General features: G+C 67.6%; 25 protein-coding genes. 20 read left to right on the top strand and 5 right to left on the bottom strand.

The features are described from left to right. Positions 1–16: 16 nt before the first annotated feature. The gene (locus tag ABIB51_RS17535) at positions 17–817 is read right to left on the bottom strand and encodes a peptidylprolyl isomerase (protein ID WP_354190293.1); all 801 of its coding nucleotides are present in this window, start codon (positions 815–817) and stop codon (positions 17–19) included. Between the two features lie 257 nt (positions 818–1,074). On the opposite strand from ABIB51_RS17535, the gene hisS reads away from it, so the two are divergent. From hisS to ABIB51_RS17520, 3 genes are all read left to right on the top strand, one after another. Next, a complete protein-coding gene (hisS, locus tag ABIB51_RS17530) occupies positions 1,075–2,421 on the top strand; it encodes a histidine--tRNA ligase (RefSeq protein WP_354190291.1) in 1,347 nt (448 codons plus the stop codon). 165 nt (positions 2,422–2,586) lie between these two features. Next, a complete protein-coding gene (gene aspS, locus ABIB51_RS17525; RefSeq protein WP_354190289.1) occupies positions 2,587–4,404 on the top strand; it encodes an aspartate--tRNA ligase in 1,818 nt (605 codons plus the stop codon). Positions 4,405–4,526: 122 nt separating this feature from the next. Further along, complete coding sequence (locus ABIB51_RS17520; protein WP_354190287.1) at positions 4,527–5,315, top strand: GNAT family N-acetyltransferase; 789 nt, start codon at positions 4,527–4,529, stop codon at positions 5,313–5,315. A gap of 460 nt (positions 5,316–5,775) precedes the next feature. Here the strand turns inward: ABIB51_RS17520 and ABIB51_RS17515 are convergent, their stop codons facing one another. Continuing rightward, positions 5,776–5,952 (bottom strand): hypothetical protein, encoded by a 177-nt coding sequence (locus tag ABIB51_RS17515; protein ID WP_354190285.1) that lies wholly within the window; start codon positions 5,950–5,952, stop codon positions 5,776–5,778. Between the two features lie 26 nt (positions 5,953–5,978). On the opposite strand from ABIB51_RS17515, the gene ABIB51_RS17510 reads away from it, so the two are divergent. Then, complete coding sequence (locus tag ABIB51_RS17510) at positions 5,979–6,170, top strand: hypothetical protein (RefSeq protein ID WP_354190284.1); 192 nt, start codon at positions 5,979–5,981, stop codon at positions 6,168–6,170. A gap of 143 nt (positions 6,171–6,313) precedes the next feature. Here ABIB51_RS17510 and ABIB51_RS17505 read toward each other — a convergent pair whose 3' ends face one another. Beyond that, entirely contained in the window at positions 6,314–6,961 is a 648-nt protein-coding gene (locus tag ABIB51_RS17505) for an acVLRF1 family peptidyl-tRNA hydrolase (protein ID WP_354190282.1), read from the bottom strand. A gap of 72 nt (positions 6,962–7,033) precedes the next feature. Here ABIB51_RS17505 and ABIB51_RS17500 point away from each other — a divergent pair, with 72 nt between their 5' ends. From ABIB51_RS17500 to ABIB51_RS17425, 16 genes are all read left to right on the top strand, one after another. Then, positions 7,034–8,488 carry a replication-associated recombination protein A gene (locus tag ABIB51_RS17500; protein ID WP_354190280.1) on the top strand — a complete coding sequence of 485 codons (1,455 nt, stop codon included), beginning with the start codon at positions 7,034–7,036 and terminating at the stop codon, positions 8,486–8,488. A 130-nt stretch (positions 8,489–8,618) separates the two neighbouring features. Then, on the top strand, positions 8,619–9,017 hold the full coding sequence (locus ABIB51_RS17495; protein ID WP_354190278.1) for a cupin domain-containing protein: 399 nt from the start codon (positions 8,619–8,621) through the stop codon (positions 9,015–9,017). Between the two features lie 200 nt (positions 9,018–9,217). Further along, entirely contained in the window at positions 9,218–9,844 is a 627-nt protein-coding gene (gene rpsD / locus ABIB51_RS17490) for a 30S ribosomal protein S4 (protein ID WP_224046625.1), read from the top strand. 145 nt (positions 9,845–9,989) lie between these two features. After that, the gene (locus tag ABIB51_RS17485) at positions 9,990–10,364 is read left to right on the top strand and encodes a DUF948 domain-containing protein (RefSeq protein WP_354190275.1); all 375 of its coding nucleotides are present in this window, start codon (positions 9,990–9,992) and stop codon (positions 10,362–10,364) included. Between the two features lie 20 nt (positions 10,365–10,384). Further along, complete coding sequence (locus tag ABIB51_RS17480) at positions 10,385–10,639, top strand: DUF6167 family protein (protein ID WP_354190273.1); 255 nt, start codon at positions 10,385–10,387, stop codon at positions 10,637–10,639. A gap of 134 nt (positions 10,640–10,773) precedes the next feature. Further along, positions 10,774–13,452, top strand: a complete 2,679-nt coding sequence (alaS, locus tag ABIB51_RS17475; protein WP_354190271.1) for an alanine--tRNA ligase — start codon at positions 10,774–10,776, stop codon at positions 13,450–13,452. 14 nt (positions 13,453–13,466) lie between these two features. Then, the gene (gene ruvX, locus ABIB51_RS17470) at positions 13,467–14,051 is read left to right on the top strand and encodes a Holliday junction resolvase RuvX (RefSeq protein WP_354190269.1); all 585 of its coding nucleotides are present in this window, start codon (positions 13,467–13,469) and stop codon (positions 14,049–14,051) included. Continuing rightward, positions 14,048–15,682, top strand: a complete 1,635-nt coding sequence (gene mltG / locus ABIB51_RS17465) for an endolytic transglycosylase MltG (protein ID WP_354190267.1) — start codon at positions 14,048–14,050, stop codon at positions 15,680–15,682. The genes ruvX and mltG overlap by 4 nt, the downstream gene beginning before the upstream one ends. Further along, positions 15,679–16,584 (top strand): shikimate dehydrogenase, encoded by a 906-nt coding sequence (locus ABIB51_RS17460; RefSeq protein ID WP_354190265.1) that lies wholly within the window; start codon positions 15,679–15,681, stop codon positions 16,582–16,584. The genes mltG and ABIB51_RS17460 overlap by 4 nt, the downstream gene beginning before the upstream one ends. 26 nt (positions 16,585–16,610) lie before the next feature. Then, positions 16,611–17,810 (top strand): chorismate synthase, encoded by a 1,200-nt coding sequence (gene aroC / locus ABIB51_RS17455; protein WP_354190263.1) that lies wholly within the window; start codon positions 16,611–16,613, stop codon positions 17,808–17,810. Then, positions 17,810–18,400: a shikimate kinase gene (locus tag ABIB51_RS17450; RefSeq protein ID WP_502916165.1), complete on the top strand. Its 591-nt coding sequence runs from the start codon at positions 17,810–17,812 to the stop codon at positions 18,398–18,400. Before aroC ends, ABIB51_RS17450 begins: the two co-directional genes overlap by 1 nt. Beyond that, positions 18,397–19,488 (top strand): 3-dehydroquinate synthase, encoded by a 1,092-nt coding sequence (aroB, locus tag ABIB51_RS17445; protein ID WP_354190259.1) that lies wholly within the window; start codon positions 18,397–18,399, stop codon positions 19,486–19,488. Before ABIB51_RS17450 ends, aroB begins: the two co-directional genes overlap by 4 nt. Then, positions 19,488–20,006, top strand: a complete 519-nt coding sequence (locus ABIB51_RS17440) for a tetratricopeptide repeat protein (RefSeq protein ID WP_354190258.1) — start codon at positions 19,488–19,490, stop codon at positions 20,004–20,006. The genes aroB and ABIB51_RS17440 overlap by 1 nt, the downstream gene beginning before the upstream one ends. 167 nt (positions 20,007–20,173) lie before the next feature. Continuing rightward, on the top strand, positions 20,174–20,737 hold the full coding sequence (gene efp, locus ABIB51_RS17435) for an elongation factor P (protein WP_354190256.1): 564 nt from the start codon (positions 20,174–20,176) through the stop codon (positions 20,735–20,737). After that, positions 20,737–21,147: a transcription antitermination factor NusB gene (gene nusB, locus ABIB51_RS17430; RefSeq protein ID WP_354190254.1), complete on the top strand. Its 411-nt coding sequence runs from the start codon at positions 20,737–20,739 to the stop codon at positions 21,145–21,147. Before efp ends, nusB begins: the two co-directional genes overlap by 1 nt. Before the next feature lie 105 nt (positions 21,148–21,252). After that, positions 21,253–21,774, top strand: a complete 522-nt coding sequence (locus ABIB51_RS17425; RefSeq protein ID WP_354190252.1) for a serine hydrolase domain-containing protein — start codon at positions 21,253–21,255, stop codon at positions 21,772–21,774. Here ABIB51_RS17425 and ABIB51_RS17420 read toward each other — a convergent pair. Together ABIB51_RS17420 and ABIB51_RS17415 are read right to left on the bottom strand one after the other, a co-directional pair. Next, the gene (locus ABIB51_RS17420; protein ID WP_354190250.1) at positions 21,683–22,924 is read right to left on the bottom strand and encodes a PrsW family intramembrane metalloprotease; all 1,242 of its coding nucleotides are present in this window, start codon (positions 22,922–22,924) and stop codon (positions 21,683–21,685) included. The genes ABIB51_RS17425 and ABIB51_RS17420 overlap by 92 nt on opposite strands. A 22-nt stretch (positions 22,925–22,946) precedes the next feature. Continuing rightward, positions 22,947–23,189: hypothetical protein (locus ABIB51_RS17415; RefSeq protein ID WP_354190248.1), on the bottom strand; the 243-nt coding region annotated here is incomplete at its 5' end.

Below are 23,189 nucleotides of genomic sequence, written 5' to 3'. Positions count from 1 at the left end.
CAAGGGCCCCGGCTGGCTACTTCAGTGAGAACGAGTCTATCGTGACTGGTTCCGCAGGTGCGCCGTCGGTGGCGTTGTCACCCGGTTTGAGACCGGCGGCCGCGATGCCGGCGACCACGTCCAGGCCGGACGTCACCTTGCCCACGACCGTGTAGCCGCCGGCCGCGTCGGCCGGAATGACGGTGTCCTTGTAGACAATGAAGAACTGGGTGCCGTTGCCGTTGGCGTTACCACCCGTTCTGGCCACGGCAATGGTGCCCGCTGGGTACGTGTTGTCCGCCGGGGTGTTTTCCAGCGGGCCCCACGTGTAGGCGGGATCGGCGCTGCCGTCGCCGGACTTGGAACCACACTGGAGCACGCCGAAGGTCTCGCCCGTGGTGAGCCGGTGGCAGCTGAGGCCTGCGTAGAAGTTTTGGTCGGCCAGGGACTTGAATACGGCGGCCGCTTGCGGTGCCTTGGTGCCGTCGAGTTCGACGCCAAGCGTGCCGGAATTGAGCTTGAGCTCTCCTGTGAAGGTTATGCCCGCCGCGGTCTCCGGCTTCGGGATGTTCTCGGCATTGGCCGCCGGGGCGGAGGCAGAAGCCGACGGTGTGGTCAGCCCGGCCTCGGCGGCCTTGAACTCGTCCTCCGTGGGGTTGGAGGAAAAAACCGTCAGCTGGAGGACCAAGGCGACGACGACGGCGGCCGTGCCGGCGCTGATGGCCAGGACGTTGTCGCGTTTTCTGCGCTTGTCCTGTTCCTTGCGCAGCCCGCGCTTCGCTTCCATCTGCTGGACGCGCCGCTTTGCCTCGCGGGCGCTCCGTGAACTGGCCGCCAAAGTTCCTCCTGGTTGTAGGGCTGAAACCGCACGGCCGTTGGCGCCGTCGCTGGCTCAGCTGTCAAGCTGCCTGCAGCCCGGTGGCGGCAGGCCGCATTAGAGATGCCGCCGCCAAACGCATAAACTGACTGCCGCACACAGTTTATGCACGACCGGCCGGTCTGCCGCCTATCTGTTCCCCGTTTCGGACACCATGTTTCGGGGCGCGGATGGCGCCAGCAACCCCGTCCGGTGTTACCCGAGGAGAGAATTCCACCATGGCACGCACCGCCTCCCTGTCCGGATTCCCCGAGTGGCTTCCCGAGGAGCGGCTGGTGGAACTGCATGTCCTGGACACCCTCCGCCGGACGTTCGAACTGCACGGATTCTCCTCGATCGAGACCCGGGCCGTGGAAACCGTAGGCCAGCTGTTGCGCAAGGGTGAGATCGACAAAGAGGTCTACGGCCTCAGCCGGCTCCAGGACGAGGAAAGCGATGAGGCCAAGTCCCACAAGGGGGACCCGCACGCCCTGGCCCTGCACTTCGACCTGACTGTGCCGTTCGCCCGCTACGTCGTGGAGAACGCCGGCTACCTGTCGTTCCCCTTCCGCCGGTACCAGATCCAGAAGGTCTGGCGCGGCGAACGTCCACAGGAGGGCCGCGCCCGCGAGTTCACCCAGGCGGACATCGACATCGTCGGCGACGGCGAACTCCCGTTCCGCTACGACGTCGAGATTGCCCTCGTGATCGCCGAAGCCCTCGGCGCCCTGCCGATCCCGGATTTCCTGCTCCGGATCAACAACCGGAAGCTGGCCGAGGGCTTCTACAACGGCATCGGCCTGACGGACACCGCCGGGGTGCTGCGCAGCATTGACAAGCTCGAGAAGATCGGGGCCGCCAAGGTGGCCGGGCTCCTGCAGACCGAACTGGGCGCCAGTGCGGAACAAGCAGAAGCGGCGCTCAAGCTCGCCTCAATCCGCACCGAGGACACGTCCTTCGTGGCGCAGGTCCGCGCCTTGGGCGTGAGCAACGACCTGCTGGAAGAAGGCCTCAACGAGCTGGAGCAGGTCATTGCGGCCGCCGTGCAGCACGCCCCCGGACGGGTCGTCGCGGACCTCAGCATCGCCCGCGGCCTGGACTACTACACCGGGACAGTGGTGGAAACCGTGCTGGTGGGCCACGAACAGCTCGGCTCGATCTGCTCCGGTGGCCGCTACGACGCCCTGGCCAGCAAGGGCAACCGCAAGTTCCCCGGCGTCGGGCTCTCCATCGGCGTGACCCGGCTCGTCTCGCGCATCCTCAGCCAGGACCTCGCCAAGGCGACACGTTCCGTGCCGACCGCCGTGCTCGTGACGCTGAACAACGACGACAGCTGGGGAGCGGCACAGGACGTCGCCGCGCAGCTCCGCGGCCGGGGCATTGCCACCGAAGTCGCCGCGAAGGCGGAGAAGTTCGGCAAGCAGATCAAGTTCGCCGACCGCCGCGGCATCCCGTACGTCTGGTTCACCGACGACGAGGGCAAGCACCAGGTCAAGGACATCCGCTCCGGCGACCAGGCCGACGCCGATCCCGCCAGCTGGACCCCGGCCGATGAGGATTTGCACGTCCGGGTCACCAGAGCCTAGGTCGCCCCGCCCGCAGTCCGGGCTTGGCCCGGAATGACAGCCGCCATGGCACCTCTCATTCCGGGACTGTCCCGGCCAGCGGGTAAACTCGGACGGGACCGTTCCAGTAGCGGTCCTCTCCAACTTAATTCTGTCTTCCCTCTGTCTTCTTCAGAAAGGCGTGCTGTGCTGCGCACACATGACCTCGGATCCCTTCGCTCCGAGCACATTGGACAAACCGTAACCCTGGCCGGCTGGGTCGGCCGGCGTCGTGATCACGGTGGTGTTGCGTTCGTTGACCTGCGCGACGCTTCCGGCGTCGCCCAGGTGGTGGTCCGTGAGGAAGAAGTGTTCCACGGCCTGCGCAACGAGTACGTGCTGCAGGTGACCGGCACCGTTTCCCGGCGCCCCGAGGGCAACGAGAACCCCGCGCTCGGCACCGGCGAGATCGAGGTCATGGCCGAGAAGGTCACCATCCTCAACACCTCGGACCCGCTGCCGTTCCAGATCGATGAGCACGTCGAAGTGGGCGAGGAAGCACGCCTCAAGCACCGCTACCTGGACCTGCGCCGCCCCGGCCCCGCGCGTAACCTGCGCCTGCGCTCGGAGGCCAACCGCGTGGCCCGCGAACTGCTCCACGAGGATGGCTTCGTCGAAATCGAAACCCCCACGCTGACGCGGTCGACCCCGGAAGGCGCCCGCGACTTCGTGGTCCCCGCCCGCCTCGCGCCCGGTTCCTGGTACGCACTGCCGCAGTCCCCGCAGCTGTTCAAGCAGCTCCTGCAGGTGGGCGGCTTCGAAAAGTACTACCAGATCGCCCGCTGCTACCGCGATGAGGACTTCCGCGCGGACCGCCAGCCGGAATTCACCCAGCTCGACATCGAAGCCAGCTTCGTGGAGCAGGACGACATCATCCGCCTCGGCGAAGCGATCGTGAAGGCGCTCTGGAAGCTGATCGACGTCGAGATCCCGACGCCGATCCAGCGCATCACCTACCACGATGCCATGGCCCGCTACGGCTCGGACAAGCCTGACCTGCGCTTCGGCGTGGAGCTCACCGAACTGACCGGGTTCTTCAAGGACACCGACTTCGGCGTCTTCAAGGCCCCCTACGTCGGCGCCGTCGTGATGCCCGGCGGTGCCTCCCAGCCGCGCCGCACCCTGGACGGCTGGCAGGAGTTCGCCAAGCAGCGCGGACACAAGGGACTGGCCTACGTCCTCTTCAAGGAAGACGGCGAACTGGCTGGCCCCGTGGCCAAGAACCTGACCGACACCGAGCGCGCCGGCCTGGCCGACGCAGTCGGTGCCAAGCCCGGCGACTGCATCTTCTTCGCCGCGGGGGAGAAGTCCGCGGCCCGCGCCCTGCTGGGTGCCGCCCGCGTCGAGATCGGCCACCGCACCGGCCTGATCAACCCGGCCGACTGGGCGTTCGTGTGGGTTGTCGACGCCCCGATGTTCGAACCGGCCGCAGCCGCTGTTGCCTCCGGTGACGTCGCAGTCGGTTCCGGAAAGTGGACTGCCGTGCACCACGCGTTCACCTCGCCCAAGCCGGAGTTCATGGACAGCTTCGACAAGGATCCCGAAGCGGCACTGTCCTACGCCTACGACATCGTCTGCAACGGCAACGAAATCGGTGGCGGCTCCATCCGTATCCACGAGCGCGAAATCCAGGAACGGGTCTTCGAACTCATGGGCCTGGACAAGGCAGATGCGCAGACCAAGTTTGGGTTCCTCCTCGAGGGCTTCAAGTTCGGCGCGCCGCCCCACGGCGGCATCGCCTTCGGCTGGGACCGCGTTGTGGCGCTGCTCGCCGGTGTAGAGTCGATCCGCGACGTCATCGCCTTCCCGAAGTCCGGCGGCGGCTTCGACCCGTTGACTCAGGCGCCCGCGCCGATCACTGCGCAGCAGCGCAAGGAAGCCGGCGTGGACTTCAAGCCGGAGGCCAAGAAGGCCGCAGCGCCGCCGGCAGAAGACGGCAAAAAGACCGAGGACGGCACCAATTAGCCTGAATTGATCGATCAGTGGAGGCTCTCCGGGAAACCGGGGGGCCTTTGCTGTCGCATGCGTCTGCTGTCTCGGAAGTACTGGCAGACGTACTGGAAGATGAGTTGGACGGAGGGGGCCGGATGGAACCGGAAGCGATGCCCGGGTTTGAGGCTCTGATGGATGCCGCGTGGCCTGCCGCCGAGCGGGAGGAGTCCGGCGGCTGGGTGCTCCGCGCGGCCTCTGGCGTGACCCAGCGGGCCAACTCCGTGTGGCCCCGCGAACCCGGCGGCGATGCCCTTGGCCGGCTCGCCGCGCTCCGGGAGGCACGCCTGTGGTACCGGAACCGCCGGCTGCCGCTGATCTTCCAGGTCTTCGATGACCCTCGCTACGCGCCGCTCAACGCCGTGCTGGACGAGGAAGGGTTTACCCGGCAGTCCGAAACGCTGGTGCTGGTCCGGGACGGCGGTACGGATTCCCCGGGGACTGACCTCGGCGTCGAGATTTCAACTGAGCCCTCCACGGAGTGGCTGCGGCTGTGGTGGAGCGTCGACGGTCGCGGCGACGAAACTGCCCTCGCCGTCGCCCGCGGGATCCTCGAACGCTGCCCCTCGCTGTACGCCCTCGCACGGGACGAGCACGGCCACCCCGCCGCCGTCGGGCGCCTCGCTGTTCCTTCCGGCGGGGCAGGCGGTCCGGGCGGGCTGTACTGTCTGGCCACGCGCCCGGAGGTCCGGCGGCGCGGCCATGCCGCCCGGATCCTGCAAGCCCTGCTGCGTGAGGGCGGTGTCCGGGGCCTCGGCAGGTACTGGGTGCTCGTGATGGCCTCGAATGCCGGCGCCCGGGAACTCTACTCGCGAGCCGGTTTCCAGGAATCGGGCCAATACCTCTACCGGCAGGAACGGCCGAAGCGGCACTTGACGGGCTGCTGACGCGGGCCCTGCAGCTCGCGCCCGGCGGCTGGCTCAACCTTAGGACCGCATACTCCGCTTATCCATTTGGTAGATAAATAGAAGAGTTGATGGTGCACAAGATGAAAGCAGTGCTGGTGGCCGGCGTCATAGCCCCCGCGGATCCATGTGAGGCGGGTCGCTGCAGCGAAGTGGCCTGCGGCCCCCGGGGTAACCAGTCGGCGGAAGCCTGCGCGGCGCGGTCGGCGTCGTAATCCAAACGCGGGGGAAAGAAATGCAGAATAAGAATTCAGCGACGCGGCCGACGTCGCGGGCGCCGACGCGACAGGCGGCACGCGCGCAGGCCCATCTCCCCACCGGAACGTACCGGTTCAGCGACCGCTTCATCAAGACGACCACCCCCGTCCTCATCACTGTAATGCTGGTGTCGATTGCCGCCGGGTTCATTATCGGACCGCTCAGCGACAATGTCGCCGGGGAATCAGGAGATGTTCTCGGCCTTGTGGCCGCAGCGCTCATCATCGGCGGACTCGCGCTCCCCCTCCTGCTGGCTGCCGTCCTCGGTGGCGAGGCGATCCGGGCCGGTGCCGGCATCATCGGCTTCTTCCCCATCGTGGGCATGTTTGCCGCGGCCGCCGGAAACTCTGAGCTGGGCCAAGAGATGCTCGGGCCCGTCTGGACTCCGTGGGCGTTTTGGGCGGCATCGCGCTTATGGTCCTCGCCGGCGGGAGCTTCTGGATCGTTGGCTGGATCGCGAGGGTGCCGATGCGGGTACAGGCTCCGTTCTTCGGCTCGCCGCGCGTGGTCGTGCGCGGATCGAGCGAAAACCCCGTCGACATGGTGCTTCCAAACGAGCTGGACGAACAGCGCCGGTAAGGCGCGGGCGGCAACCCCGTCGGGGACCCAGCGATCGCCGAGGTGCTGAAGCCGCAAGGCCAGGTAGCGGGCCAGTTTGGGAAGAACCATGTTGCAACCCGGACCGTCTCTGCAGATATTGGGGGATGAACCGGCGGCCGTTCCTATGCCGGCGGATCCGTCACCAGGATCCGGACCGCGCACAGGTCCGCGGCGGCCTTCTTCAGCACCGATGCGCGCGGGTCCGGGACGTCCAGGAACGGCAGTCTGGCCAGCGGGGCGTATTGCTTCAGGACGGGCTCGGCGAGCACCAGGTCAGCCAGGGTCCGGTCCCCGCCCGGCGCCAGATACTCGATCCTGTGCTCCGCGAAGATCCGCGCCGCATGCTCCGCCACGGCCTCCACCAGGGCGTCGGCCTGGTTTGCCCGCCGCCGGGCAAAGCGTTGCTGGGACCAGCCGCCCGCCGCCGTCCGGGACTGCACGTGGCGCGTGCCGGTCTTTGACGCGAGCACAGCGCCGGCACTGACCACGGCCACCGAGTACCCGCCCCGGCGGACCAGCACAGCCCCGATGTTGCGCGGCTGCCCGGCGAGGGACGCCAGCCGGGACACGGCGTCGCCGCCACGCCCGGGGCGCCCGTCCGGCGGCCACGGGGCCTGGAGCAGGGCCACGGCCCCGTCCTCGGCACGCAACTTCAGACCGTCATCGAGCTCTTCCTCAGCGACCTGGCCGTGGCTCGCGGCGAAGCGCTCCACCCAGCCCGTCAGCCGCGCACCGGACACAAACGCCTGGCGGGTATCGGTGGTGGCCATTGCTTGGTTCTCCGTTGCGTGGGTGGTGGCACCGTTGTCAGTGCGGGCAGGAACTAGAAGTAGCCTATCTATGTGGATGATCTCTTTGGCGCAGGGCAGGACAACGCCGCCGGCGGAAGCAACGACGACGACGCCGAGGACTCCCGAGAAGGCCGGCCCGCGGCAGGGCCCGCCTCGCCGCGCAGCCCGCTGGCGGTCCGGATGCGGCCAAGGACCCTGGACGATGTGGTGGGCCAGCAGCACCTCCTGGGCCAGGGTTCGCCGCTGCGGCAGCTTGCCGCCGGGACGGACGCCACCGGACCCGCCGGCCCCAGCTCGCTGATCCTCTGGGGACCTCCCGGCACGGGCAAAACGACCCTCGCGCACGTCATCGCCAAAGGCCCGGGCCGGAAGTTCGTCGAACTCTCAGCCATCACCGCCGGCGTCAAGGACGTCCGCCGCGTCATGGACGAAGCCCTCACCGCCCGCGACCTCTTCAAGACCACCACCGTGCTCTTCCTCGACGAAATCCACCGATTCAACAAGGCGCAGCAGGACGCGCTGCTGCCCGGCGTCGAAAACCGCTGGGTGGTGCTGGTGGCCGCGACCACCGAGAACCCGTCCTTCTCGGTCGTCTCACCGCTGCTTTCCCGGTCGCTGCTGCTGACACTCAAGCCGCTCACCGACGCCGACGTCGAGGGCCTGCTCCTGCGGGCCGCGGCGGATGCCCGCGGGCTCAACGGCAAGGTCGGGCTCAGCGCCGATGCCCTGGCGCATCTTGTCCGGCTTTCCGGCGGGGACGCCCGCCGCGCGCTGACCGCCCTGGAGGCGGCCGCCGGGGTTGCGTTCGGCGACGCGGACGACGCCGACGGGGTCGCCGGCGCAGTCGCCGGTGCGGCCGTGGACGTTCCGGTGAACATCGAGCTCAAGCACACGGAACGCGCGCTTGACGTCGCCTCCGTGCGCTACGACCGGGCCGGCGACCAGCACTACGATGTCGCCAGTGCCTTCATCAAGTCCATCCGGGGCTCCGATGTCGACGCCGCCCTGCACTACCTCGCCCGGATGCTTGAGGCGGGGGAGGACCCGAAGTTCGTGGCCCGGCGCATTGTCATCTCCGCGGCCGAGGACGTCGGCATGGCCGATCCCACGGCGCTGCAGACCGCCGTCGCCGCGGCCCAGGCCGTGCAGCTGATCGGCATGCCCGAAGGCCGCATCATTCTGGCCGAGGCGGTGGTGCACCTGGCCACGGCGCCCAAGTCCAACGCCGCGTATATGGGCATCAACCAGGCGATCGCCGACGTCCGGGCCGGGCTGGGCAACGGCATCCCCGCGCACCTGCGCGACGCCCACTACCCGGGATCCAAGCAGCTCGGCCATGGCAAGGGCTACATCTACGCCCACGACGCGCCCCACGCGGTGGCCACCCAGCAGTACCCGCCGGACGACCTCGTGGGGCGAAACTACTACGTCCCGACGGCCAACGGAGCCGAACGGGACATCTCCACCCGGCTGGAACGGCTCCGGAGGATCATCCGCGGCAAGTGACCGGCGGGGCCCGGAAACTGCCCGTTGACTTCCGGTCCGGGAGGTCTAACGTGGAATTACGTGTAGCAAGGATCTGCTGCCGTGCCCGCGCTCATCCATCCCCAATCCCCAACCCCCAGGTAGTGTCCCCATGTCCGTAAATTTCGTCACAGCCATGGCAGTTAAATCCTTTGACTTACCGGATAAGAAGCGGTGCCCGGACAACGCCGAATTCGATCTCGTCACCGTGAATGACTACTCGGTGGCCCGGCTGATTCTCGGCCCCGGCTGGCGGTGGTCCGAGTGCATCCGGCCGCTCGAACAGACCGAGTTGTGCCAGCACCACCACCTCGGGTTCTGCATCTCCGGGACCATGGAAGTGGCGTCTTCGGAAGGGTTGCGCTCCATGATCCACGCGAACGATACGTACACGATTCCGCCCGGCCACGACGAGTGGGTGGTGGGGTCCGCACCCTTCGTGGCCGTGGAGTTCCTGGGCGCAGCCTCGTTCGGTCGGCGCGGCAGCCGCGGCATGCACGCCAGGTTCTGACGGAGGGCCCGACGGCCCCAACATGGTAGGATTGTTCGTTGTCTGGCAAGGCGCGGACGCACAATCCCACTGAATTCAGTATCTGATGCTGATTTGATGGGATTTGCCCTGTGCCCAGTAGCAAAAGGCAGCGGTTGGCCGATGCTCTCCATTATGGAGGCCAGTAACACTGACACACCGCAGATATTGGAAGGACACAAGTGGCTAACAACACTCGTGCTCGCCGTACCGCACGCCTCTCGCGTGCACTCGGCATCGCTCTGACCCCCAAGGCCGCCAAGTACATGGAGCGCCGCCCGTACGGCCCCGGTGAGCATGGCCGTGCCCGCAAGAAGCAGGACTCCGACTACGCCGTACGCCTGCGCGAAAAGCAGCGTCTGCGCGCCCAGTACGGCATCCGCGAAGCCCAGATGACCCGTGCCTTCGAAGAAGCACGCCGCACCAAGGGCCTGACCGGTGAAAACCTGATCGAACTGCTCGAAATGCGTCTCGACGCCCTCGTGCTGCGTGCAGGCTTCGCCCGCACCATCGCCCAGGCCCGCCAGCTGGTTGTCCACCGCCACATCCTGGTTGACGGCATCCGCGTTGACCGCCCGTCTTTCCGCGTCTCCGAGGGCCAGCTGGTCCACGTTCACAGCCGCAGCGAGACCATGCCTCCGTTCCAGGTTGCAGCAGCCGGCGCTCACCGCGACGTCCTGCCGATGGTTCCGGCATACCTGGACGTCAAGCTTGACGCCCTGCAGGCACGCCTCGTGCGTCGCCCCAAGCGCTCCGAGGTCCCCGTGACCTGCGAAGAGCAGCTCGTCGTGGAATTCTACGCGCGCTAGATATAACGCAACACCTTACAAAGAAGCCCGTGGCAAGCGCCGCGGGCTTCTTTGTATGTAAGGTACTTGGGGGACTTCTGCGGTTGCCGGCTGAGCCAGCCGGAGCACGCTGCAGGAATACGACGCAACAAGGAGATGAACGACTATGTCTGGTGGCGATATTGCCGGCCTGATCGCGGCCGGAGTGTTTGCACTCCTGGTCCTGCTGCTCGCCGTGCCGATTCTGAAGCTCGGGGGAGTGTTTGACGAAGTCCGGACGGCCATACGTTCCATCAGCGACGGCGCCACCCCCCTCATAGACGGAGTCACCGCCACCGTCTCCACCACGAATGAGCAGCTGAAAAAGGTCGACGGGATATCCTCCAACGTCTCGGACGCCTCAGCCAACATCTCGGCGCTGTCCTCCCTCGTCGCCGCCACCGTAGGCTCGCCGCTGATCAAGGTTGCCGCGTTCAGCTACGGCGTCCGCTCCGCCTTCACCGCCCGCAAAAAGCCCGCCACCGGCCGCCGCAGCCGCTAAGCCCTCCTGGAGCACGTGACATGAACAGAATCATCTGGATGGGAATCGGCGTCGCAATCGGCGTCATCGCGTTCCGCAAGATCACTGAGGCCCAGTCCAACCTGGGTCCCGACGGCCTGAACCGGGCCGTGGGCCGTCTCGCCGATGGCCTGCTCGACTTCGCCGACGCCGTCCGGGAAGGCATGCAGGAGCGGGAATCCGAGCTCCGCAGCGCCCTGGGAATTGAGGCAGACGCCAGTATGGCCGTCGCCGGCCGGGATGCAGTCCGGCGCTAGCCGGGCGAGAATTAGTAAAGGGCCGTACCCGCTCGGGGCGGCCAGGCCGGTCCGCAGACCGGAAACACATCGTTGCGCGAAGTACACGCGTGGACCACGAACGCAGTGCAAATTGAAGGGTAAGTAATCAGCTCATGAAGTCGCAGGAGATCACCAAGCGCTGGATCGACTTTTTTGTCAGCAAAGGCCACACGGCGGTTCCCTCCGCCTCCCTGGTCTCCAGCGACCCCTCCCTGCTGTTCACGGTGGCCGGCATGGTTCCGTTCATCCCGTACCTGACGGCGCGGGAAGAAGCCCCCTACAAGCGGGCCACCAGCGTCCAGAAGTGCATCCGGACCGGCGACATCGAAGAAGTCGGCCGGACAGCCCGCCATGGCACCTTCTTCCAGATGTGCGGCAACTTCTCCTTCGGCGACTACTTCAAGGAAGACGCCATCAAGTTCGCGTGGGAGCTGCTCACCACAAGCGTTGACGACGGCGGCTACGGACTCCCGCCGGAGCGCCTCTGGGCCACTGTCTACGAAGAGGACGACGAGGCCGAGCAGCTCTGGCTGAAGAACACGGGCATGCCGGCCGAACGGATCCAGCGGATGGGCAAAGCGGACAACTACTGGTCCACCGGCCAGCCCGGGCCGGCCGGCCCCTGCTCGGAGATCTACTACGACCGCGGCCCGTCCTACGGGGTCGAGGGCGGCCCCATCGCCGACGAAAACCGGTACGTCGAAATCTGGAACCTCGTGTTCATGCAGTACCAGATCGACAATGTCCGCTCCAAGGTGGACTTCGACATAGTGGGCGAACTGCCCAAGAAGAACATCGACACGGGCCTCGGCATGGAGCGCCTCGCGATGATCCTGCAGGACGTCGAAAACATGTATGAGACGGACCAGGTCCGCCCGGTGATCGACCGGGCCGCGGCACTCTCCGGCCGGGAGTACACCTCCGCGGAGTCCGCCGAGGACCCGCACCACACCGACGACGTCCGGATGCGTGTGGTTGCCGACCACATCCGGTCCTCGCTCATGCTGATCGCAGACGGCGTGAGCCCCTCCAACGAAGGCCGCGGCTACGTGCTGCGCCGCCTCATCCGCCGCGCCGTCCGCTCCATGCGCCTGCTCGGCGTCGAAAGGGCCTGCCTGCCCGAGCTGCTGCCGGCCTCGCGGGACGCCATGAAGGGCGTCTACCCGATCGTCGCAACCGACTTCGAGCGCATCAGCCGGATCGCCTACGCCGAAGAGAAAGCGTTCCTGCGCACCATCGCCTCCGGCACGGCCCGCCTCGAGGATGCCGTCAAGGAGTCCAAAGCCGCCAACCAGCCGCTCTCGGGCGCCGATGCCTTTGCCCTGCACGACACCTACGGCTTCCCGATCGACCTCACCCTGGAAATGGCCGAGGAAGCCGGGCTGAAAGTCGACGAGCCCGAGTTCCGCAAGCTCATGCTCGAACAGCGCCAGCGGGCCCAGGCCGATGCCAAGGGCAAGAAGGGTTCGCACGCCGATCTCAGCGCCTTCCAGGAACTGCTGTCCGCCGGCGAAACCGTCTTCACGGGGTACACCGAGCTCCAGGGCGAATCCAAGGTCCGCGGCATACTGTCCGCCGGCCGGAAGGTCTCCCAGGCCTCCACGGGCGACGAGATCGAACTAGTCCTCGCCGAGACCCCGTTCTACGCCGAGGCCGGCGGACAGGCGGCCGACACGGGCCTGATCACCGGTGACGGCTTCGTCGTCGAGGTCCTGGACGTCCAGCGCCCGATCAAGGGCCTCAGCGTGCACAAGGCAATCGTCCGCGAAGGCGAAATCGGGGCCGACTCCCTCGTCCAGGCCGCCGTGGACCGGGAACGCCGCCACGCCGCGGAGCAGGCCCACACCGGCACGCACATCGTGCACGCGGCCCTGCACCAGATCCTCGGCCCGGAGGCGCTGCAGCGCGGCTCGTTCAACAAGGCCGGCTACCTGCGCTTCGACTTCGCCTGGGGTGAAGGTCTCAGCGCCGCCACCCGCTCCGAGATCGAGGAAGTTTCCAACATCGCCATCCGCAACAATTACCGGGTGGAAACCAAGGTCATGGGCCTCGCCGAAGCCAAGGCCCTCGGCGCGATGGCGCTGTTCGGTGAGAACTACGGCAACGAGGTCCGCGTCGTGGAGATCGACGGCGCCTGGTCCCGGGAGCTCTGCGGCGGCACCCACGTCGAGAACACCTCGCTGATCGGCAGCCTGTCCCTGCTCGGCGAACAGTCCGTCGGATCGGGAAACCGCCGCGTCGAGGCCTTCGTCGGCATGGACGCCTTCCGGCACCTCGCCGCCGAACGCGCCCTCGTCACCGAACTCACCGAAATGCTCAAGGTTCCGTCCGGGCTGCTTTCGGACCGGATCGCCGCCACGCTGGCCAAGCTCAAGACGGCCGAGAAGGAACTTGAGCGGCTGCGCAAGGAGCAGCTCACGGCGGCCGCCGCACAGCTGGTCGGCACGGCCAAGGATGCCGCCGGCGTCAAGGTCATTGCCCACGACGCCGGCCAGGTCAGCGGCGCGGACGACCTCCGCGGCCTGGCCCTGGACCTGCGGACGCGCCTCGGCTCCGAGCCCGCCGCCGTCGCGGTGGCCGGTGTCAGTAACGACCGTCCCGTCATCCTGGTCGCCACCAACGAAGCAGCGCGGGCAGCCGGAGTTAAGGCCGGTGCCCTGGTACGCCTCGCCGCCGGCATCCTCGGCGGCGGCGGTGGCGGCAAGGACGACGTCGCCCAGGGCGGTGGCACGGACGCCGCGCAGGTCGGCGCGGCCCTCGCCGCCGTCGTGGACTCCATCACGCGGCGCTAGCAGCGGAACTCCACGTGAACGAAGCTGCTGGGCCCGGCGTCTACCCCCGGGGCGTAAAGCTCGGGGTGGACGTCGGCACTGTCCGGGTTGGCGTGGCGGTCTGCGACCGCGACGGCATCCTTGCGACGCCGTTGCGCACCCTGGAACGGAAGGCGAAGAAGAACACCGACGTGCGGATCCTCGCGGCACTGGCCGACGAGCTCAATGCCGTCGAGATCTTCGTGGGACTTCCGCGGACGATGAAAGGCGAAGAGCACGCCTCGGCGCGGATGGCCACGGACTACGCACAGCTGCTCGCGGGTGCCCTCCGGGACCGCGGTTCCGAGGTTCCGGTCCGGCTTGTCGACGAGCGGTTGAGCACTGTCACCGCGCACCGCAACCTGCACGAGGCTGGCATGAGCAGCAGGAATCACCGTAAAGTAGTTGATCAGGTTGCGGCCGCAGGTATCCTGCAACATGCGATCGATATGCAAAAGGCCAGGGGAACGGAGATCGGAAGCCGCGTTTACGCGGAAGCCGCTCCGGGGCCGACCCGGGATAGCGCTTCTGCCGTCCCGGAGGTAAACACGCACTCTGCAGAACATGGAAGGCTACAGTGAGCCCGGTCAACAGTGACGACTCCCCAGGGGATGCCTTCGGCGCCTCCGGCCGACCGCTGACGCGCAAGGAAATCAGGGCACGGGAAAAGTCCCACGTGACCCAGGGGCATGAGGCCATCCCGCCGCAGGCCTACGAGACCGGGCAGGACCACCCAGCTCCAGCCCCGGCGGCTCCCTCGGTGCGACTCGCTGCTGCCGACACGCCCGAACTGCCTGCCGCTGAGCCCACGGTGCACGAAGACGCTGAGCCGGAAGCCGCGCACCAAGTAGTAGCTCCGGAGCACCCCGCACACGAAGAAGTAGCCCCGGAAGCCGCGTACGCCGCCCCGGAAGACACGGCGCACGAGTACGCCGGCGGTCCCGCCGCTGAAGCGGGCGCCCACCCTGAAACCGGATTCCAGCGCGGCTACGAAGCCCACCCCGCTGCTGAACACCACGGCTATGAGGCCCATCCTGACGACGAGGCCCACGATCCCTATGGCGATGAAGCTCTCCGCCACCCCGATTATCACCACGACGACGACGGACAGGGCGTGATGCCCGGCGCCATCCGGACCGCCACGGGCCCGTCCAAGAAGGTCCGCCGGCGGCGCCGGTTCCTGGCCCTCGTGCTGACCCTGACCGTGTTCGTGGTGGCCATCGTGGTGGGGGCACAATTCCTCAAACCGCTCCTGGGCGGCGACGCCGTGGCGGACTACCCGGGACCGGGAACCGGTGAGGTGTCCATCACGGTGCCGCCGGGTGCCGGCCCCAAGTCCGTGGCCACGGAACTCCAGAACAAGAAGGTCGTCGCCAACGCAGATTCCTTCCTGAAGGAGTTCGCGGCCTCGGGCGGAGCCTTGAGCCCGGGTGACTTCAGCATGCGCACCGAAATGAAGAACTCAGATGCCGTGGCCCTGCTGCTCAACAAGGACAAGGGCAAGGTCATGTATGTCGCCCTCAGCGCGGGCCTCAGGATCGGTGAATCCCTGCAGGCGATTTCGGAGGGCACCGGGGTGCCTGTTGGCGATCTGAAGAGCCTCAGCGATTCACCGGAACAGTTCGGCGTTCCGGCCAAGTCCAAGAACTTGGAGGGCTTCCTCGCCCCGGGCGAATACCGGTTCCCGCTCGGCACCCCGGCGAAGGACATCCTCAAGAAGCTCGTGAGCACCACCCTGGACGAGCTCAAGTCCCAGGGCGTCACCGACCAGGCCAAGCAATACGACGTCGTCACCGTCGCCAGCATCGTCCAGGCCGAGGGCGGCCAGGCGGAATACGGGGATGTGGCCGGGGCCATCTACAACCGGCTCAAGCCGACCAACACCGAAACCAACGGGCTGATCCAGTCCGATGCGACAGTCACGTATGGGCTGGGAATCCGCAGCTTCCACATCGACGAGGAGCAGAAGGCGGACGCGTCCAACCCGTACAACACCTACGCCAATGTCGGGCTCCCGGCCGGTCCCATCGGTTCGCCGGGGAAGACGGCCATTGACGCCGCCGCGAAGCCCAAGTCCAACGACTACCTCTACTGGGTGACCATCAACCTGGACACCAAGGAGACGAAGTTCTCGAAGACCCTCGCGGAGCACGGCGGCTACGTGGAAAAGTACAACGCCTGGTGCGAGGCCAACCCCGGACGCTGCGTATGACGCTGCGGGCCGCCGTCCTCGGGCATCCCATCAGCCATTCGAAGTCACCAGCACTGCACCGGGCAGCCTATGACCACATGGGCGTCCGGATCGACTATTCGGCGATCGACGTGACCGAGGCGGAACTGCCTGCCTTCATGGCCCGGGTGCGGCAGGACGTCCGGCACGGCGAAGGCTGGCGGGGACTGTCCGTCACCATGCCCCTGAAGACGGCAATGGTCGCCGAAGTGGACGAGGTCCGCGGCGTGGCCCGTGCCCTCGGCGTCATCAACACCGTCGCCTTCGACCACGAACCGTCCGGAGGCGCGACCCGCCTCATCGGCTACAACACCGACGTCGCCGGGATCGTCAACGCCCTGCGCCATGCGGGGGCGGACGCAGCCCCCGCAGCCGCCATCCTCGGCGGCGGCGGAACCGCGGCAGCCTCCATTGCCGCGCTGAAGGAACTCGGCGCCCCCGCCGTGGATGTCTACGTCCGGGATGTCAGCCGCGCCGCCGAAGCGCGCGCCGCCTCCGCCGCCGTCGGACTCCCCATCCGGGTGCTCCCGATCGGAGGTGCGGCAGCAGCCGTCGCCGCGGCCGACGTCGTGATCTCCACCCTGCCGCCCCGCGCCGCGGATACCCTGGCCGCGGAGCTGGTACCGGCCTTCGGGGGGGAGCGCACGCCGGAAACCGCCCGCAACCGCCCGGGTGTGCTCCTGGACGTGGCCTACGATCCATGGCCCAGCCGGATCGCGGCGGCCTGGCAGAACGCAGGCGGCACCGTGGTCCCCGGTCTCGAGATGCTGATCTACCAGGCGGTCGAACAGATACGGCACTTCACCGGGCTTGGCGACGCCGTTTCCGCGGAGGTCATAGATGTGATGTGTGACGCAGTGGGGGCGCCCCGACGGGTGTTCTGAGCGCCTTACATGGCAGGATGGATTGTATGTTGCGTTGGTTGACTGCCGGAGAATCCCATGGTCCGGCCCTGGTCGGAATTATCGAAGGCGTGCCCGCCGGTGTTGAACTCACCAGTGCGCAGATCGCCGAAGCGCTGGCCCGCCGCCGGCTTGGCTACGGCCGCGGCGCCCGGATGAAGTTTGAGCAGGACGCGGTCGCCATCCTCGGCGGCGTCCGGCACGGCTTGACCCAGGGCGGTCCCGTCGCGATCCAGATCGGCAACACCGAGTGGCCCAAATGGGAGCAGATCATGTCTGCCGATCCCGTGGACCCCGAAATCCTCGCCGACCAGGCCCGCAACGCCCCGCTGACCCGGCCCCGGCCCGGCCACGCCGACTTCACCGGCATGCAGAAGTACGGCTTCGACGAGGCCCGCCCGGTCCTGGAGCGCGCCAGCGCCCGCGAAACCGCCACCCGGGTGGCCCTCGGCACCGTGGCATCGGCCTACCTCAAGCAGCTCGGCATCGAGCTGGTCTCGCACACCGTCTCAATCGCCAGCGTGGCCGTTCCCGAAGGCCGTCCGCTGCCGGTTCCCGGCAACGTCCTGGCCCTCGACGCCGACCCCCTGCGCTGCTTCGACCGTGAAACCTCCGACGCCATGGTGGCCGAGGTCGACATCGCGCACAAGGAAGGCGAAACCCTCGGCGGCGTCGTTGAAGTGCTCGCCTACGGACTGCCCCCGGGGCTCGGCAGCTACGTCCACTGGGACCGCCGCCTCGATTCGCGGCTCGCCGCCGCCCTGATGGGCATCCAGGCGATCAAGGGCGTCGAAGTCGGCGACGGCTTCCGGACCGCCGCGCGCCGCGGCTCGGCCGCCCACGACGAAATCGTCAAGGACGCCGACGGGAAGATCATCCGCACGTCCAACCGCGCCGGTGGCATCGAGGGCGGCATGAGCATCGGCGACGTGCTGCGCGTCCGCGCCGCCATGAAGCCGATTGCCACCGTGCCGCGTGCCCTCAAGACCGTCGACGTGAGCACGGGGGAGGCCGCCAAGGCCCACCACCAGCGCTCCGACGTCTGTGCGGTCCCGGCCGCCGGGGTGGTGGCAGAGGCCATGGTGGCCCTCGTCCTAGCCGAAGCAATCGCGGAAAAGTTCGGCGGCGACTCAGTGCAGGAGACCGCCCGCAACCTCAAGGGTTACCTGGACAACATTCCGGCGTCCCTGGACTCGATCGGCCAGTAGTGCCGGCAGGAACCAACGCAGTCCCCCGACCCATCGCGCTGATCGGGCCGATGGCAGTGGGCAAATCGGCCATCGGGCAGCAGCTCGCCCAGCAGCTGGGGGCAGCCTTCGTGGACACCGACGCCGTGGTGGTCGCGAACCATGGAACCATTGCCGAGATCTTTGCGTGCCGGGGCGAACACGCCTTTCGGGAACTCGAAGCCCGCGCCGTCGCGCAGGCTATTGAGAAGGCGCAGGGCGCCGCCACCGTCATTTCCCTTGGCGGCGGCGCCGTGCTGGACTCCGGAACGCAGCAGCTGTTGAAGCAGTGCACCGTGGTGTACCTCGAATGCGATGCGGACACGGTCGCGGAGCGCATTGCCAGGAATTCCGGACGGCCGCTGCTGGCCGGCGACGCGATGCAGCGCTGGAAGGCGCTGTTCGCAACCCGCCGGCCGGTCTACGAGCGGCTGGCCGATGTAGTAATCGACGTCCGGAGCGGATCCATCGCGGATCTCGCAGGCCGGCTGGAAGATGCGCTGGGTGGTTCTGCCGCCGCGAAAACCGCGGCAGGGGCCACCCCGGCGGCGACAAAGGAAGTTGAAAAGTGATCACCGAATCAACCGTCATCAAAGTCACCGGCAACACGCCCGGCGAGAATTACGACGTCGTTGTGGGCCGCGGCCTGCTCGCGGGCGTTCCGGCCCTGCTGGGGGAACGCGTCAAACGGGTCCTTGTCATCCATCCCCGCGCCCTGCGGCTCACCGGCGACACCGTCCGGGAGGAGCTGGGCGCGGCCGGCTTCACCGCGCTGACCGCTGAGATCCCGGACGCCGAAGAGGGCAAGCACATCGAAGTGGCGTCCTTCTGCTGGCAGGTGCTGGGACAGAACGACTTCACCCGCTCGGATGCCATCATCGCCGTCGGCGGCGGTGCGGTCACCGACCTCGCCGGCTTCGTCGCAGCCACGTGGCTCCGCGGCATCAAGGTCATCCACATGCCCACGAGCCTGCTTGGCATGGTGGACGCCTCCGTCGGCGGGAAGACCGGCATCAACACCGCCGAGGGCAAGAACCTCGTCGGGGCCTTCCACCCGCCCGCCGGAGTCCTCGCCGACCTCGACACCCTGGACACCCTGCCGAAGAACGAGATGATCTCCGGCATGGCCGAGGTCATCAAGTGCGGCTTCATCGCCGACCCGGCCATCCTCGAGCTGATCGAACAGGATCCCTCCGCCGTCTCCAACCCCCGCTCCGAGACCGTGCGTGAACTGATCGAACGCGCCATCACCGTCAAGGCCAAGGTTGTTTCGGCGGACCTGAAGGAAACCGGGCAGCGCGAGATCCTCAACTACGGCCACACCCTGGGCCACGCGATCGAACTCGTCGAGCGCTATTCCTGGCGGCACGGGGCGGCCGTCTCCGTCGGCATGATGTTCGCCGCGGAGCTGGCCCGGAGCGTCGGCCGGCTCAGCGACGCCGACGCTGACCGCCACCGCACCATCCTGGAGAGCCTCGGGCTGCCCATCAGCTACCGCCGGGACCGCTGGCAGGCCCTGCTGGACGGCATGCGCCGGGACAAGAAGTCACGCGGCGATTTGCTGCGTTTCGTGGTGCTCGACGGCGTCGCCCGCCCCGGCATCCTCGACGTCCCGGACACCTCGCTGCTGTTCGCCGCCTACCAGGAGATCGCCTCCTGATGGACGGGACAAGGGGCGGCACCAGCGAATGGCCTGACGGCGGGTTCCCCGGGATCAGGATCAATCCGGTCACCCTGCTGCCGGAGATCGTCAACGAGGACGCCTGCGCCGCGGCGCTGTCCGGCTCCAGCGATCCGGCGGACCTGATCTTCGTACGCCTGGTCGAGGGCCATGCCGGCGAAGCCGCCGAGCTCCTCGCCGAGGCCCGGTACAAGGATCCCGATTCACTCCGGCTGCGCATCTTTGAGGCAGATGTGCTGCGGGTGACCAACCGGTTCGACCGCGCCGTGGAGCTGTTCCGCGCGCTCCTGGCTGAAACCCGGGGCACCCCGAACGAGGCCGTGATCCGCCAGCAGCTCGGCCGCTCCTACTTTGCCGGGGGCAATACCGCCGCCGCGGTGGAGTCCTTCGCCACGGCGCTTGATCTCCGGGTGGCCGGCGCCGCCGACGCGTCCCTGATCTACGCCTCCACGGTGGCCCTGCAACGGGCCCGGGACGTGCTGGAACTGGCCTCCTGAGGCTCCGCGCCACGTGCTTCCCGGCACCCCGTCCGGCAGCCGGCCGCCGGACCCGGTAGAATGGTTCTTGGATTTTTGATAAATACGCGCTGGCGGGCCGCATGGCATGCCTGCCTGGCATAAGCGGCTGGAAGCTAGACCAGTCACAAAAGAAACCAGAGGATACAGTGGCAACCACTAACGACATCAAGAACGGAACCGTCCTTAAGCTTGAGGGCCAGCTCTGGAACATCATTGAGTTCCAGCACGTCAAGCCCGGCAAGGGTGGCGCGTTCGTCCGTACCAAGATGCGCAACGTGATGTCCGGCAAGGTGGTCGACAAGACCTTCAACGCCGGGCTCAAGATCGAGACCGCCACGGTTGACCGCCGCGATTACCAGTACCTGTACCAGGACGGCCCGGACTTCGTGTTCATGGACACGAGCGACTTCGACCAGCTCACCGTCCCCGGCGCCACCGTGGGAGACGCCACCAACTTCATGCTCGAGAACCAGATGGTCAACATCGCCATCCACGAGGGCAACCCGCTCTACATCGAGCTTCCCCCGAGCGTCGTGCTCGAGATCACCTACACGGAGCCGGGCCTGCAGGGCGACCGCTCCTCGGCCGGCACGAAGCCCGCCACCCTCGAAACCGGCTACGAGATCCAGGTGCCGCTTTTCGTCGAGAACAACACCCGGGTCAAGGTCGACACCCGCGATGGCAGCTACCTCGGGCGGGTTAACGACTAGTGAGTGCACGCGGTAAGGCCCGTAACCGGGCCCTGGATGTTCTGTTCGAGGCCGAGCAGCGTTCCGCCTCGGCCTTTGATGTGCTGAAGGCCCGTCGCGAACAGACGGACCAGATCATCAATCCCTATACCCTCGAAATCGTCGAGGGCGTCGTCTCCCACCAGGTGGCGATCGACGAATTCCTGGAAACCTATTCGCAGGGCTGGACCCTCGAGCGTATGCCCTCGGTGGACCGCATCATCCTGCGGATCGGCACCTGGGAGCTGCTCTACAACGATGACGTTCCCGACGGAGTCGCCGTGAGCGAGGCCGTGGCCCTGGCCAAGACCCTCTCCACCGACGAGTCGCCGTCGTTCATCAACGGCCTGCTGGGCCGCCTGCAGCAGCTGAAGCCTTCGCTGCTCGCGTAGCCCCGCCCGGTTCAGAAAGGCCCCGTTCAGCGCATGCTGGCGGGGCCTTTCCGTTGCCCGGAGTGCTCCGTTGTCCGCAGCTGCCGGCGGCGATACTGTGGGCGCGTGACCACCGACCCCGCCCCGGCAGCGGTGCTGCTCAGCCGCCTGTCTTCCCGCCACCCGCGCGTTGCCGTCGCCACTGTTTCTGGTGGGGAAATGGAACTGGACACCTTCGGCGTTTCCGCCGACGCCGACTTCGAAATCGGTGACATGGCCAGGCTCGGCCAGGCACTCCTGGACGGCGCGGCCCCGGGCACTGCCGCCCGTGACCCGGTGGCCGCCTTCGCCGGCCCGGCGGCCCGCATCGGTGCCGCATGGATCACCCTGGAGGTAAATGGCCGTCATGTCACGTGGCACAACGGCGCGACGGGTGGATTCCGCAGCTGGATGGGCCTGGACCGGGCGGCCGGCACCGGCGTCGTTGTGCTGTCGGCATCCTCCGGCCCGGTGGACCGCCACGGGTTCGCGCTGCTGCAGGGACTCACAGCCTGGGCTAACGGCGCAGGACAGCCTCCCGCAACGCCGCGACCTCGGCCAGCCGGTGCTGCTCCTCAAGCTGGTGGGCGGGGACGTCCCGGCCGCTGAGGATCCGTTGCCGGGTGAAGGCAAGCTGCGTGGCGGCGTGCAGGAAGGCCGTCATCTGCGGACCCCGCCCGATGGACGTCGCCCAGCGCAGCGCCCCGCGCCGGCCGGCCCCCGTGGACAGCATCTCCACCTCCGGGCCCGTGAACCAGCCGGCCGACGCGTACTCCCTCAGCCGCTGGCGGGTGAGCCTGCGCTCCGCCACGCGCAGCAGCACAATGACAAGGACCGCGAGCAGGAAGATCGGCACCTGGACCAGGATGTACTGGGCCAGGAAGTCCTGGCCCATGCTGTTCCAGCCGCTGTGCAGCAGTATCGCGGGGACCAGCCCGACGGCGAACGCGGCCACGGACAGCCCGGTGTGCCAGCGGCGTGCGGCGAAGCCCATGATGAGGCCGGTGGTGCCGGTGAAGATGGCGTGGGCGAAGGGCGACATGACCCCGCGCAGGAAGAAGACCACCACGAGATCCGTGCCCGGGTCGCTGGACTCGGCGATCGCCCGGCCGAAGTACAGGATGTTCTCGGTGAAGGCGAAGCCGCCGGCAATCGTGAAGGCGAACACGACGCCGTCGACCGGGCCGTCGAAATGCCTGCGGGCGAAGAGCAGCAGCAATAGCAGGCCGAGCGACTTGGCGAACTCCTCGACCACCGGCGCCTGCACGGTGACGGCGAACGTCCGGTAGTCCAAGCCCGACGCCGGTCCGGCGGCGAGCGAGAAGTACGGCTGGATCAGCAGGGTCACCGCAACGGAAACGACCGCCCCCCACATAAAAGCGAAGAGCAGCAGCCCCTTGGGCTCGGGCTCCCAGCGGTCGATGACGCGCACGGCGAGCAGCACCGCCCCGAGCGGCAGCAACGACGCCACGAAGCCGATGGCAAACCCGGCCAGCCCGGTGTTCACCAGGACAAAGGGCAGGACCGTGAACAGGCCGATGAAGCCGAGCGCCCCGCCGGCGGCCATGAGCCCCATCACGCCGGCGGAGCCTCTGCCGGCCCGGGCCGGCGGAAGAGCGGCGGTCAGGGCGGCCCGGGGCTGTTCCCGGTAGTTGGCCGGCGCCGGCCGGTAATGCTGCTCCGGGACTTGTCCCATCCAGCTGGGGTTGGCCTGCTGCGGCAGCGGCGCCGGCGCGGAACGGGGATCATGGCTGGTCATGGACAAGAGCCTATGGGATTCCCTAGGAATCGGGGGTGGGACTTCCCAGGACTTCCAAACGTTCCCTGGCCGGGGTGTCCCAGGCCTTGTTCCGAGCCGTTCCGACCAGGAGCCCTTCCGGGATGGGGTCGTTGAGGAGAGCTGGCCAGAACTTATCGTCAGTGTCCAATGCGGTATCCATTGCGGGCAATGCGTGCCCGGCCACGAAGGAGTGCCACTCCGGGAAGGGGTCCGGAGGCTGTTTCGATTCGGGGTCCTGGTACGG

Source organism: Arthrobacter sp. UYCu712, from assembly GCF_040547005.1.
Taxonomy (GTDB): Bacteria; Actinomycetota; Actinomycetes; order Actinomycetales; family Micrococcaceae; genus Arthrobacter.
The sequence above is the reverse complement of the archived record's forward strand: the minus strand, read 5'-3'. Positions and strand labels throughout refer to the sequence as shown.